The organism is Frigoribacterium sp. ACAM 257, from assembly GCF_007954365.1.
In the GTDB taxonomy this organism is placed as follows: domain Bacteria; phylum Actinomycetota; class Actinomycetes; order Actinomycetales; family Microbacteriaceae; genus Frigoribacterium.
This window is the reverse complement of sequence record NZ_VOLO01000002.1, coordinates 121101-134108: the sequence shown is the minus strand read 5'-3', so window position 1 is coordinate 134108 and position 13008 is coordinate 121101. Positions and strand designations below refer to the sequence as shown.

Genomic DNA, 13008 nt, shown 5'->3' with positions numbered 1-13008 from the left:
GACGCCCGCTACTTCAGGGCCCTGAGCAGGTCCTCGGGGGCGGCGGCCATCGTGTGCGGGCCGGCGATGTCGAAGAAGACCTGCTCGAGCACGTCGAGGTGCACCTCCATGAACGCCCGCAGCGCGTCGGAGTCGTAGAGCATCACCTCGAGGTCGGGGTCGTCCGGCACCATCGCGGCGTACGCCTCCGCCGAGGAGAAGAGCAGCAGGATCCGCTTGTCGGTGTTCTCGCGACCGAAGACCCGCACCTGCTCGGCCGCGACGGAGACCGGCTCGGCCGAGTCGCGGTCGGCGAGGGCCGCACTGTCGGCGGCAGCATCGCCCACGTCGACTCCCTCGCCGTCGCCCGCACCCTCGCCCGCGGCCCCGGCAGGCGGCACCACGAGCTTCGGCACGACGACCACGTCGTGACGCAGGGCGAACGCGACGGCGGCGACGTCCTGGCTGGCGAGGGCCAGCTCCAACGCCTCGGAACGGGGGGAAGCAGCTTCGGTCATCGCTCAGTTCAGGATCATGGGGGCGGAGTCGGCCGACGTGATGTCGCCGACGCTGACGGTCAGGCGGTAGGTCGCGCCTCCGGCGGGCACCGCCTGGCGGGAGTCGGCGTCACAGGTGTCGGGCGTCGAGCGCGTCCGGTCCCAGGAGATGGCCGGCGTCGAGAGGGTCTGGCCCGCGGTGAGGGTCACGTCCTGGTCGGTGGGGTCGACCTGGCAGTCGGCGGAAGACCACCACTGCTCCTCGCCGCTCGTAACGACCAGCTTCTGCTGGCCGGAGCCGAGGTTGATCACGCAGTCCGACGACCCGCTGTTGGTCACCGACATCGAGATCTGCGGCAGCTCGGTGGGGGCGAAGACCTGCTCGTCGACGACGGGGACGAGCTCGATCGAGGCAGCGGCGCAGCGGGCGCCCTCCTCGGTCGTGGCCTCCGTCGACGCAGGGTCCGGCGTCGCGTCCGCGGCCGGCGCGGTGGCGGTCTCGCTCGCGACGGGAGCAGGGTCGGCGGCGGGCGAGCTCGTCGCGGCCGCGCCGGGCTCGTCACCGGACGCACCGGGCCGCACGACGATCAGCACGACGACCACGATCGCGACCACCAGGCCGAGCAGCACGAGGGCTCTGCGGCGCCAGTACACCGAGGGCGGCTGCGGGCCGGTCGGATTCGTGAACGTCGACATGCGCACAGGTTAAGTGCTGGCCATCGTCCCGCCCCGGATGCTGGCGGCGTGTGCGCCTGGGAACTTCCGCCGAGGGCGCCGGCCGACCCGCACCTCCTGCGGTGTCAGCCCTCGAGGCGCGGCAGGGCCTTGAGCATCCGCGAGTTGCCGAGCGTGTTCGGCTTGACCCGTGCCAGGTCGAGGAACTCGGCGACGCCCTCGTCGGTCGAGCGCACGAGCTCGGCGTAGGCCTCCGGCGGCACGAGCCCCTCGTCGCCCACCTCGAGGTAGTCGTGCTTCTCGAAGAAGTCGACCTCGAAGGTGAGGCAGAAGAGCCGGCCGATCTCGAGGCGACGGGCTGCGCCCTCCAGCGAGTCGAGGAGGCGGTGGCCGACTCCCTTGCGGATCCAGGCCGGGTCGAGGGCGAGCGTCCGGATCTCGGCGAGGTCGTCCCACATGACGTGCAGCGCCCCGCAGCCCACGGGGACACCGTCGGGGCCGACGGCGACCTGGAACTCCTGCACGTCGCCGTAGAGCGTGACGAGGTCCTTGCCGAGCAGGATCCGCTTCTGCACGAAGGGCTCGCAGAGGCGCTGGATGTGCGGCACGTCGCTGACCACGGCGTCGCGGACGGTGATGCCGTGCTGGTCCGCGGAGGTCATCCCCCGAGCCTACCCAGCCCCTCGCCCGCAGCGCCCCGCGCACGCCAGAGGGCGGCCCGGCCTGAGCCGGACCGCCCTCTGGCGGATCACGGGGAGCTGACGCTCCCGTCGAGCGGGCTCTCGCCTAGCTCTCGATCTCGGGCACGTCGCCGACGAGCACCTCGTCGCGGCCCGGCTGGCGGGTCGTCGTGAAGACGAACTCGCCGTCGACCCAGTCGACCAGCACGTGGTCGCCGGCCGTCAGGTCGCCCGTGAGGATGCGCTCGGACAGGCGGTCCTCCACCTCGTGCTGGATCGCACGACGCAGCGGGCGAGCGCCCAGGGCCGGGTCGAACCCGATCTTGATGAGCTGCTCCTTGGCGGGCACCGTCAGCATGGCCGTCATGTCGCGGTCGAGCAGACGGTCGCTCAGGCGCTTGATGAACAGGTCGACGATCTGCAGCAGCTCGGGGTTCGACAGCTGCGGGAACACGATGGTGTCGTCCACGCGGTTGAGGAACTCGGGCTTGAAGTGCTTCTTCAGCTCTTCGTTGACCTTGGCGCGCATGCGGTCGTAGCCGGTCGCGGTGTCGCCCTCGATCTGGAAGCCGACGGGGCCGCCGGCGATGCCCTTCGAGCCCAGGTTGGTCGTCATGATGATGACCGTGTTCTTGAAGTCGACCACTCGGCCCTGGCCGTCGGTGAGACGTCCTTCTTCGAGCACCTGCAGCAGCGAGTTGAAGATGTCCGGGTGGGCCTTCTCGATCTCGTCGAAGAGCACCACGGAGAACGGCTTGCGACGCACCTTCTCGGTGAGCTGGCCGCCCTCCTCGAAGCCGACGAACCCGGGAGGGGCACCGAAGAGCCGCGAGACGGTGTGCTTCTCGCCGAACTCCGACATGTCGAGGCTGATCAGCGCGCCTTCGTCGTCGAAGAGGAACTCGGCGAGCGCCTTGGCCAGCTCGGTCTTGCCGACGCCGGTGGGGCCGGCGAAGATGAACGACCCGGAGGGGCGGTTCGGGTCCTTGAGGCCGGCCCGCGTGCGGCGGATGGTCTTGGACAGGGCCGCGATGGCCTCCTCCTGGCCGATGACGCGCTGGTGCAGGGCCTGCTCCATGAAGACGAGACGCGAGGTCTCCTCCTCGGTGAGCTTGAAGACGGGGATGCCGGTCGCCTGGGCCAGCACCTCGGCGATGATGCCCTCGTCGACGGTTCCGCCGGCTCCGGCCTCGCCTGAGCGCCACTGCTTCTCGAGACGGAGACGCTCGCCGAGCAGCTTCTTCTCCTCGTCGCGCAGCGAGGCGGCCTTCTCGAAGTCCTGGTCCTCGATCGCGCCCTCCTTCTGGGCACGGACGCCGGCGATGCGCTCGTCGAACTCGCGCAGCTCGGGCGGCGCCGAGAGGATCGAGAGGCGCAGGCGGGCGCCGGCCTCGTCGATCAGGTCGATGGCCTTGTCGGGCAGGAACCGGTCGCTGACGTAGCGGTCGGCCAGGTTCGCCGCCGACACGATGGCGCCGTCGGTGATCGAGACCTTGTGGAACGCCTCGTACTTGTCGCGCAGGCCCTTGAGGATGTTGATGGTGTGGGGCAGCGACGGCTCGTTGACCTGCACCGACTGGAAGCGTCGCTCGAGGGCGGCGTCCTTCTCGAAGTGCTTGCGGTACTCGTCGAGCGTGGTGGCGCCGATCGTCTGCAGCTCGCCTCGGGCCAGCAGGGGCTTGAGGATCGACGCGGCGTCGATGGCGCCCTCGGCGGCACCCGCGCCGACGAGGGTGTGGATCTCGTCGATGAAGACGATGATGTCTCCGCGGGTGCGGATCTCCTTGGTGACCTTCTTCAGGCGCTCCTCGAAGTCACCGCGGTAGCGGCTGCCGGCGATGAGCGAGCCGAGGTCGAGCGAGTAGAGCTGCTTGTCCTTCAGCGTCTCGGGCACCTCGCCCTTGACGATGGCCTGCGCGAGGCCCTCGACGACGGCGGTCTTGCCGACGCCGGGCTCGCCGATCAGCACGGGGTTGTTCTTCGAGCGGCGGGAGAGGATCTGCATGACCCGCTCCATCTCCTTCTCGCGGCCGATGACCGGGTCGAGCTTGTTGTCGCGCGCGGCCTGCGTGAGGTTGCGGCCGAACTGGTCGAGGACCTGGCTGCCGCCCTGCGCGCTCTGCTGCTGCTCGCCTCCGACGGCCACCGCCTCCTTGCCCTGGTATCCCGAGAGGAGCTGGATGACCTGCTGGCGGACGCGGTTGAGGTCGGCGCCGAGCTTCACGAGGACCTGGGCGGCGACGCCCTCGCCCTCGCGGATCAGGCCGAGCAGGATGTGCTCGGTGCCGATGTAGTTGTGGCCGAGCTGCAGCGCCTCGCGCAGGCTCAGCTCGAGGACCTTCTTCGCACGGGGCGTGAAGGGGATGTGGCCCGTGGGCTGCTGCTGACCCTGGCCGATGATGTCCTGGACCTGCTCGCGCACGGCGTCGAGCGAGATGCCCAGCGACTCGAGGGCCTTGGCGGCGACGCCCTCGCCCTCGTGGATCAGCCCGAGCAGGATGTGCTCGGTGCCGATGTAGTTGTGGTTCAGCATCTTCGCCTCTTCTTGGGCGAGGACGACGACGCGACGGGCACGGTCGGTGAATCTCTCGAACATCTCTTGACTCCCTCGGTGGCGGGGTGGTCGTCGCCACCAGTACGCGGTCGGCACCCTCATTCGGCGCCGGTCTACGGAGAGCGTAACCAGCGCCTCCCCCGCAGGTCATCCCTGTTCGCTGGGGGCGTGACAGCCTGTGAACCAGGGGGACAGCCGAGGAGGCGCGGGTCGCCTCGGCAGGCTCGGGCACGGGGCCGAGCGCAGGAGGCGCGGGTCCGGTCGACCGCGTCAGCCGGGCGACAGGGGCGCGGGCTAGCCTCGCCCCATGGGCAACCTCGTCGTCGGTCTCGTGCCGCACCCCACCAAGTCGGTCCGCGACTCCGTCGACATCCTCTGCGGCTGGAAGCAGCGCGGCGACGCCGCCGGCGGCCACGTCCGCCTCGTCGCGCAGGTGGCCGACGAGTCGCGCATGCAGGGCGGCGTCGAGCTGATCGGCGAGCAGGAGTTCCGCGACACGGTCGACGTCGTCGTGGCCCTCGGCGGCGACGGCACGATGCTCGGCGCCATGCGGCTCGTCTCCGATCGTCCGGTGCCCGTGCTCGGCGTGAACTACGGCAACGTCGGGTTCCTGGTCGAGGTCGAGCCGCACGAGCTGCCCGCCGCCCTCGAGCGCCTCGCCGCCGAGGACTTCTCGCTCGAGCCGCACCACGCCGTCGAGGTCGTGCACACCGCGTCGGGCACCGAGAACCGGTTCCTCGCCTTCAACGACGTGTCGATGGCGCGTCGGCCGGGCGAGGGCGTGGTCACGGCCGACCTCGTCCTCGACGGCACCCCGTACGGCTACTACAAGGCGGACGCCGTCGTCGTGGCGACCAGCGCCGGCTCGACCGCCTACAACTACGCCGCGGGCGGGCCGATCCTGTCGCCGGCGGTCGCGGCGACGCTGATCACCCCCGTCGCGCCGATGTCGGGGATCGACCGCTCGGTGGTGCTCGGCCCGCTCGAGCAGCTGCGGTTCCAGATCGGCAGCGGCACGCACTCGGCGGCGCTCGAGGTCGACGGCCGTGTCGTCGCCGACGTGAGCGACGGCTGCGTGGTGTCGATGACGCTGCGGCCCGACGCCGGCCAGGTGATCCGTCTCGATGCGGGGCGCCACGCCACCAAGGGCCGCCTGAAGCTCAGCCTGCTCGACCTGCCGCTCCGTGAGGACCAGCTGCTCGAGCTCGTGCCGAGCGACGTCCGCGCGAAGTTCAAGGCGCGCACCGCGCACCGTCGCGGGGCGGCCGGCGCCGAGGCGACCGAGGTGCTCTCGCCCACCTCGGCGACCGACTGACGGGCGCCTCCTCGTCTCCGCGACGTCCGCCTCCTCCGGTTCCGGCCTCGGCCTCGGCCTCGGCCTCGGCGAACCGTCACGAACTGTCGCCGGGTACGGCTGCCGCAGCGCTTCTCGACGGTTCACCACGGCGGCGGCCTAGCCGAAGACCTCGCCCAGCGCCTCGGCGAAGAGGTGGTCGTGCGACCGCTCGAAGCCGCGGCGGGCGAACCAGTCGCAGACGTTGCGGCAGTCGCGCTCGAGCAGCTCGGCGCCCTGGGGATTGCTCGCCACGTCGACCAGCTGGGGGACGTCGATGACGACGACGCGCCCCTCGTGCACGAGCAGGTTGTAGGCACTGAGGTCGCCGTGGGCGAAGCCGGCGCGCGCGAGGACGAGCACGATCTCGGCGACCTGCTCGTACAACGGCCAGAGGTCGGCACCGTCGGCCCGCGTCTGCGCCAGGCGAGGTGCGGCTGCCGTGCCGTCGCCGATGAACTCCATCAGCACCTCCGTGTCCGAGATCTGCACCGGGTACGGCACCGGCAGGCCGAGAGCGTGCATCCGCCCGAGCGCGTCGAACTCCCCGGCCGCCCAGAGGCCCGCCTGCACCCGGCGACCGTGGGAGGAGCCCCGCGCCATGGCGCGACCGTCGCGGGTGTTGCGGGTTCGACGGCCTTCCCGGTACTGGGCGGAGCGGTGGAAGTCGCTCTGCTCGGGCCCCCGGTAGCGCTTCGCGGCGAGCAGCGCGCTGCGGCCGCCGTCGAGGGGGCCGAGCTCGACGTCGTCGGGCACGGTGCGGTCGATGAGGAACAGGTCCGCCTCCTTGCCCGACTTGACGACGCCGAGCTCGGTGTCGACGGCGGCTGCCGAGGTGACGAGCCAGCCCGGCCACGGACGAGGGCCGCGCTCGGTCGGCGTGGCCGCGGGCCAGGTCGACCAGCGCTGGCCGTCGTCGGGCTCGGCGGTGCTGAAGGCAGGGACGACGAAGTCGGCCGGGAAAGGGGACGAGGAGGTGGGGGTCGAGGAGGTGGGGGTCGAGCTGTGCAGCGGGACGACGGAGTCGTCGGCGTGAGAGGACAAGCGGTTCTCCTGAGGAGGGGGCCGCTCACCGGCGCTCGCGCGAGGCGCAGCGTCTAGACGACGACCCGGGTGTGAGGGGGGTTCGCGATCGCGATGACGTCGGCCATTCTCATCACCCCTCTCGTGCAGCTCCTGCGGCGTGCGCTGGTGTGCGCTCGCTCGTCCGCGCCCACGGTACCGCCGCCGCGCCTCCCCCACCACCCCCTCCTCTCTTCCCCTCTCTCGCCACGGGCAGAGTGGTCACGAACAGTCGTTCCGGCGGCGGCGAAGGACAGAACGAGACCACTCGACGGAGTCGTCAGCCAGAGAGGACACGCCGGACCCGACCGACGAGCTCGCGTGCAGACGCCCCCCGCAGGTCGGCATCCGTGACTCGGATCGTCCGCCAGCCCGCGTCCGCGAAGCGCTCCCGTCGGCGGATGTCGCGGCGCCATCGTTCCGGGTCGCGTCGGTGCTCGTCGCCCTCGTACTCGATCGAGACCCGCTCGTCCGGGTAGCGGAGGTCGGGCTTGCCGAGGTAGCGACCGGCCCCGTCATAGGTCTTGGTGTTGATCTCGGGCTCGGGGAGTCCTGCTCGGACGAGGAGGAGGCGAAGTTCTGTCTCCTTCGGGGACTCGACGCCGATGCGCACGTGCGTGAGCGCTCGTCGGGCCGATCCGATCCCACGTGCCCGACCGCAGGCGGCCAGGTGCTCCTCGATGTCGGTCCGTGCTCGCTCCCGCGCCTCCGGCCACGGCGACCACGAACCGCAGAGGGCGTCGCCGACCGCCACGAGAGCGTCCAGAGGCACCTGCGAAGCTGCCTGCACGAACGCCGTCAACGGGTCGACGACGGGAAGGTCCCTGAGGGTCCGAGCCGTGTCGACGCCGAGTCCGCGATGTCCGACGATGCCTTCCCGCCGAGGACCGCGCCCTGCCGAGACGGAGACGTGCAACAGGGTCGGTCCAGACGCGTCGCTGAGGACAGGAAACGAAGGGAGCGGCAGGCCCCAGATGGCGAGTGCGGTGACGTGGGAGAAGCACCATCCTGGTCGCATCGCAGGCAGGAACAGCCGAGCCACGTCCTGGACGTGACTTGCCGAAGCCGCTCGGAGGGGCGCCCGGACTCCGTGGTGTGGACGGAACAGGTCCCGGCCCCGGAGTCGCTCCCGACCGAGCCCCGCGTGGAGTGCCTCCGCCACGGAGAAGGGCCGGGCGGACAACGACGGAGGTAGATCGACGCGGGGCATGCGACGAGCATCGGGGCGATGCAGGGCGGGTGGCCCGGGAACGTGGGCGTCCTGTGGGGACGACGCACGCCTCCTGGGGTGTGGAGGGTTCTCCGCCTGACGTCGAGTGGTCCGTTCTCGTCCTTGCTGCGGCTGGCGGGGCCAAATTGGGACCACCTGAGGGGAGATGCCAGGTGAGCCGGCATGCCGGGCCGCCCTGGGGTCACATCTCGTTGTTCACGAGGAGATGAGGGCCGAATTGGGACCACACAGGGGTGGGGACGAGCGAGGGCCGCCTCCACCGGTGAACGGGGAGGCGGCCCTCGGGCACCGCAGAGAGAGGGGACCTACTGCAGGTAGAGCTGCAGGTCCTGGCTGACGGCCTTGGCGAACATGCGGAGGCGGGCACGGCTCTCGACGCGCGAGACGGCCTGGCGCGAGCTGTGCACGCGCTTCGAGATCTCGTCGAGGGTCATGGGCTGGTCGTCGTCCAGGCCGAAGCGCATGCGGATCACGCGTGCCTCGTCCTCGGGCAGCGTCGCGACGAGGGCGTGCATGTCGCGGTTCAGCAGGGCGTTCTCGGTCGCGGCCGTGGGGGACGGCGTCTCCTCGTCCTCGATGAAGTCGCCCAGCTCGCTGTCCTCGGCGTCGCCGACGACGGTGTGGATCGAGACGGGCTCGTGCGAGCGCGACTTGAGCTCGACCAGGTCGGCGACCTCCATGGCAACCTCCTCGGCCACCTCGTCGACGGTCGGCGCACGGCCCAGGTCGACGGTGAGGTCGCGCTCGGCCCGCGAGATGCGGTTGATGCGCTCGACCGTGTGCACGGGGATCCGGATGGCGCGCGCCTTGTCGGCGAGGCCACGGGCGATCGCCTGGCGGATCCACCAGGTGGCGTAGGTCGAGAACTTGTAGCCCTGCGTGTAGTCGAACTTCTCGACGGCGCGGACGAGGCCGAGGTTGCCCTCCTGGATGACGTCCATGAAGGGGAGGCCGCGCTGCGTGTAGCGCTTCGCGATGCTGACGACCAGGCGGAGGTTCGCCGTGATCATGCGGTCCTTGGCACGCTCGCCGTCGTGCTGCAGCCAGCGGAGGTCGCGCATCGTCTCGGCGTGCGCCTTGGTGCGGTTCTTCTTGACGGCGTCGGCGGCCTGGAGCTCCTTGAGCTTCTCGCCGGCGAACAGGCCGACCTCGATGCGACGTGCGATCTCGGTCTCTTCTGCGGCGTCCAGCAGCGGCATGCGGCCGATGTGGCGGAGGTAGTCCCCGACCTGGTCGGTGGACGCACCGCGGACCTGGGACAGGACCTCGACCTCGGGCTCGTCGGTGGTGTCTGTGGTGGTGGTGCGCGTGGTGACGGATGTGATCGTCATCGTTCTCTCCCTGCTCGAGGTCTGACTGGTGTCATGTCGAATAGTTCGTGAAGCTCTTCGGCGTTGGTACGAGTCTGGCGCGAGGCAGGGTCCCGGCAGAAGTCGCTCCGGGCCTTCGTTAGGCAGTTCTGTGCGCGCGTACAGGGTTTCGAGCCTTTCGGGGGACGAGAGACACCAGGCTTTGACGTGCACCGCCATCGGGTGTAGGGCGCAGATTCGGGTCCTGGGGTACAGTGCCCGCCCTCTCGTTCAGATGACGACCCTGATCGGGGGACAGGGTCGTCCCCCGCGCCGCGTGCTCCTCTGCCCCGGGGTACAGCAGACGCCCGCCGACGATGTCGACGGGCGTGCAGAGACGCTCAGGAGGAGCGGGTCGAGCCGGCCTCGCCGCGCTCGAGCGCCTTGGCTCGCTCGCGCTCTTCTGCCTCGATCTTCGCGTAGGCGGACCGCTCGGTCCGGTCGGCCCGCAGCAGCGAGCGCACGACGAACCAGAAGATCAGGCCCACGAGGATCGTCGGCGTCACGGCGAAGATCGCGGCTCCCAAGAAGGTCTCTGGCATGCGTCGAGGATAAGCGCTGCCGGCCCCTGCGCACCTGGGGATGCGTCGAGGCCGAACCACCTCGCGCCGCAGCCGCACTGCAGGAGGCGCCCCGCACCTCCTGCAGGACGGCCCGCTGCCCTCAGGCCGACGCGTCGAAGGCGGCGTCGACGAGCCCCCGCGCCGTCGCCGCGTCCACCCCGAGGCGGCGCAGCCGCGCCACGAACTCGGCCGCGGCGGACCGCGCCTCGGCCTCGGCGCCGCCGGCGGTCACGAACGTGCCGTGCCGGCCGCGGGTCTCGAGCACGTCCGCCTGCTCCAGCTCGCGGTAGGTGCGGGCGACGGTGCCGGGCGCGATGCCGAGGTCCTCTGCGAACCGCCGCACGGTGGGCAGCCGGGCGCCGGCCGCCACCTCGCCCGAGCCGATCGCCGCGAGGAGCTGCTGCCGGAGCTGCTCGAAGGGCGGCACCGACGAACGCTGGTCGATGACGATCACGGTCGGCTCCCCGAAGCGCCGGCGGGGCCGACGACGGAGGGGCGGCGCGGCTCCCACAGGCGTCGCCACCAGTGGAGGTGCGGCTTCGTCGCGAGGGCCCAGATCACGACCCCGGCCGCGAGCGTGAGCAGCACGACCACGCCGAGCCCGAGGACCCCCACGACCATGTTGCCGACGGACCCGGGGCCACCGCCGCCCGCCGCGTCGCCGAGGACGGTCAGGGTGCCGGTGAGGCCGACGAAGCCGAGGACGACGGGAGCCGTCACGAGGTCGCGCAGCGCCATCGACCGGAGCGCGTCGTCCCAGGCGAGGTCGAGCTCGGACACGGCCGGCTGCCCCCGGTCGACGAGGCGCCTCATGGCCGCCTCGGTCGCGACGAGCCCGACCACGGCGACGAGGGCGGTCACCCCGGGGATGCCCGTGACCCAGTCGACGAGAGCGATCGGAGGGAGGGCGCCGCCGAGGCCCGTGACGGCGACCACACCGCCGACGACGACGGCGACGAGTGCCAGGCCCACGACGAGGCGCGCGCCGAGCAGCTCGGGCGGGCCGACGTAGTCCGCGACACGAGGAGGTGCGGTCCGGGCGACGCGGACCGCATCGGCGGCGGGACGGGGCACCGAGCCGGTGGCGGCCACCGCCGCGCCGACGCCCGTGCCCGCGAAGCCCGCGACGAGCACGGCCGCCGCCGCGAGGGGCGACTGCCGCAGCTCGGGCGACAGCAGCCCGGCCGTGAGCGCCGCCGCGACGACCACGCCGCCGCCGAGTCCCACGCCCCAGGCGCGGCGGCGGAGCCGGGCGCGGACGAGCGGCTCGACCTCGGGGGTCACCGGGAGGTTCATGCGGGCGGCGAGCTTCGCGAGCTGTGCCCCGTGCCGACGGGGCGATGCCGCGTCGACGGCGATGGTGACCAGCGCCGCGACGAGCAGCAGGTAGATCCAGAACATGGTGCCCTCCCGGGTTTCTGTATCAAGTTCGTACCAATGTACTGACACAGACTCGAGTGGTCAAGAGCGCCCCGGACCTCGCCGCGGCGCGCTGTGCCCCTACTTCACGAGCGGGAAGAGGATCGTCTCGCGGATGCCGAGGCCGGTGATCGCCATGAGGAGGCGGTCGATGCCCATGCCCATGCCTCCGCTCGGCGGCATGCCGTGCTCGAGCGCGCGGAGGAAGTCCTCGTCGAGGCGCATCGCCTCGACGTCTCCCCGCGCCGAGAGGGCAGCCTGCTCGACGAAGCGCTCGCGCTGCACGACGGGGTCGACGAGCTCCGAGTAGGCCGTCGCGAGCTCGAAGCCGCGGACGTAGAGGTCCCACTTCTCGACGACGCCGGGCTTCGACCGGTGCTGCCGCACGAGCGGGCTCGTGTCGACCGGGAAGTCGACGACGAAGGTGGGCCGGTCGAGGGACGGCTTGACGAAGTGCTCCCACAGTTCTTCGACGAGCTTGCCGTGGGTCTCGTGCGGCACGACCAGGTCGACGGTCTCGGCGAGGCGCTGCAGCTCGGACACGGTCGTCAGCGGCGTCACCTCGACGCCGGCGGCCTCGCTGAGGGACTCGTACATGGGCACTCGGGCCCACTCGCCGCCGAGGTCGTACTCGGTGCCGTCGGCGAGCGTGACGACGTGGGTCCCCGCGACCGCGAGGGCCGCCTCCTGCACGAGCTGCTGGGTGAGCCGGGCCATCTGCTCGTAGTCGCCGTAGGCCTGGTACGCCTCGACCATCGCGAACTCGGGCGAGTGCGTCGAGTCCGCGCCCTCGTTGCGGAAGTTGCGGTTGATCTCGAAGACGCGGTCGATGCCGCCGACGACGGCGCGCTTGAGGAACAGCTCGGGCGCGATGCGGAGGAACAGCTCGGTGTCGAACGCGTTGCTGTGCGTCTGGAACGGACGCGCCGCCGCGCCGCCGTGCATCGTCTGGAGCATCGGGGTCTCGACCTCGAGGTACTCGTGCTGGTCGAAGGTGCGGCGCAGCGACGAGACGGCGGCGGCGCGGGCGCGCACCGTGGCACGGGCCTGGTCGCGGACGATCAGGTCGAGGTAGCGCTGACGCACCCGGGTCTCTTCGCTGAGCTCGCCGTGCAGGTTCGGCAACGGCAGGATCGCCTTCGACGCGATCGCCCACTCGCTCACCATGATCGACAGCTCGCCGCGCCGCGACGAGATGACCTGGCCCTTGACGAAGACGTGGTCGCCGAGGTCGACGAAGTCCTTCCACTCGGCCAGCGACTCGTCGCCCACCTCGGCGAGCGACACCATCGCCTGGATGCGCGAGCCGTCACCGGCCTGGAGCGCCGCGAAGCAGAGCTTGCCGGTGTTGCGCGCGTGCACGACACGGCCGGCCAGGCCGACCACCTCGCCCGTCTCCGCGCCCGCCTCGAGCTCGGCGTGACGTGCCCGCACGGCGGGGATCGTGTCCGTCACCGGCACGCCGACCGGGTACGCGTCGCGCCCGGTCTCGAGCAGGCGGAGGCGCTTCTCGAGCCGCACCTGCTTCTGCTCCGAGGCCTCGCGTGCCGCCTCGGCCGCGGCGGCCGCCACGGCTGCCGCGTCGTCGGAGGGGGTGGTGGACTCGGGCGCGTCGGTCATGTGCAGGGGGCTCCAACGGGGTGGTGTGGGGACGGAGGGAAGAGAC

The 13008-nt window shown here is 71.4% G+C and carries 12 protein-coding genes; 1 reads left to right on the top strand and 11 read right to left on the bottom strand.

Annotated elements, in window-relative coordinates; translation table 11 throughout:
* Positions 1–8: 8 nt before the first annotated feature.
* From ES689_RS06965 to ES689_RS06950, 4 genes are all read right to left on the bottom strand, one after another.
* Positions 9–497, bottom strand: a complete 489-nt coding sequence (locus tag ES689_RS06965) for a dehydrogenase (protein WP_146902297.1) — start codon at positions 495–497, stop codon at positions 9–11.
* A 3-nt stretch (positions 498–500) separates the two neighbouring features.
* A complete protein-coding gene (locus tag ES689_RS06960; protein ID WP_146902294.1) occupies positions 501–1172 on the bottom strand; it encodes a hypothetical protein in 672 nt (223 codons plus the stop codon).
* Positions 1173–1276: 104 nt separating this feature from the next.
* Positions 1277–1813, bottom strand: coding sequence for an amino-acid N-acetyltransferase (locus ES689_RS06955; protein ID WP_146902291.1), 537 nt, complete (start codon positions 1811–1813; stop codon positions 1277–1279).
* A 124-nt stretch (positions 1814–1937) separates the two neighbouring features.
* Complete coding sequence (locus ES689_RS06950) at positions 1938–4427, bottom strand: ATP-dependent Clp protease ATP-binding subunit (protein WP_146902288.1); 2490 nt, start codon at positions 4425–4427, stop codon at positions 1938–1940.
* Between the two features lie 265 nt (positions 4428–4692).
* On the opposite strand from ES689_RS06950, the gene ES689_RS06945 reads away from it, so the two are divergent.
* Positions 4693–5700, top strand: a complete 1008-nt coding sequence (locus ES689_RS06945; RefSeq protein ID WP_146902286.1) for an NAD(+)/NADH kinase — start codon at positions 4693–4695, stop codon at positions 5698–5700.
* Positions 5701–5838: 138 nt separating this feature from the next.
* Here ES689_RS06945 and ES689_RS06940 read toward each other — a convergent pair whose 3' ends face one another.
* The 7 genes from ES689_RS06940 to lysS all read right to left on the bottom strand — a co-directional run bounded on the left by ES689_RS06940 (position 5839) and on the right by lysS (position 12962).
* Complete coding sequence (locus ES689_RS06940; RefSeq protein ID WP_223269461.1) at positions 5839–6762, bottom strand: serine protein kinase RIO; 924 nt, start codon at positions 6760–6762, stop codon at positions 5839–5841.
* 298 nt (positions 6763–7060) lie between these two features.
* A complete protein-coding gene (locus tag ES689_RS06935; protein ID WP_146902283.1) occupies positions 7061–7393 on the bottom strand; it encodes a hypothetical protein in 333 nt (110 codons plus the stop codon).
* Positions 7394–8316: 923 nt separating this feature from the next.
* On the bottom strand, positions 8317–9342 hold the full coding sequence (locus ES689_RS06930) for a sigma-70 family RNA polymerase sigma factor (protein WP_146902280.1): 1026 nt from the start codon (positions 9340–9342) through the stop codon (positions 8317–8319).
* 359 nt (positions 9343–9701) lie between these two features.
* Positions 9702–9902 carry a hypothetical protein gene (locus ES689_RS06925; protein WP_146902277.1) on the bottom strand — a complete coding sequence of 67 codons (201 nt, stop codon included), beginning with the start codon at positions 9900–9902 and terminating at the stop codon, positions 9702–9704.
* A 121-nt stretch (positions 9903–10023) separates the two neighbouring features.
* On the bottom strand, positions 10024–10377 hold the full coding sequence (locus tag ES689_RS06920) for a GntR family transcriptional regulator (protein ID WP_146902274.1): 354 nt from the start codon (positions 10375–10377) through the stop codon (positions 10024–10026).
* Positions 10374–11324 carry a hypothetical protein gene (locus ES689_RS06915; protein ID WP_146902271.1) on the bottom strand — a complete coding sequence of 317 codons (951 nt, stop codon included), beginning with the start codon at positions 11322–11324 and terminating at the stop codon, positions 10374–10376. The genes ES689_RS06920 and ES689_RS06915 overlap by 4 nt, the downstream gene beginning before the upstream one ends.
* A gap of 99 nt (positions 11325–11423) precedes the next feature.
* Complete coding sequence (gene lysS, locus ES689_RS06910) at positions 11424–12962, bottom strand: lysine--tRNA ligase (RefSeq protein WP_146902268.1); 1539 nt, start codon at positions 12960–12962, stop codon at positions 11424–11426.
* Positions 12963–13008 lie beyond the last annotated feature (46 nt).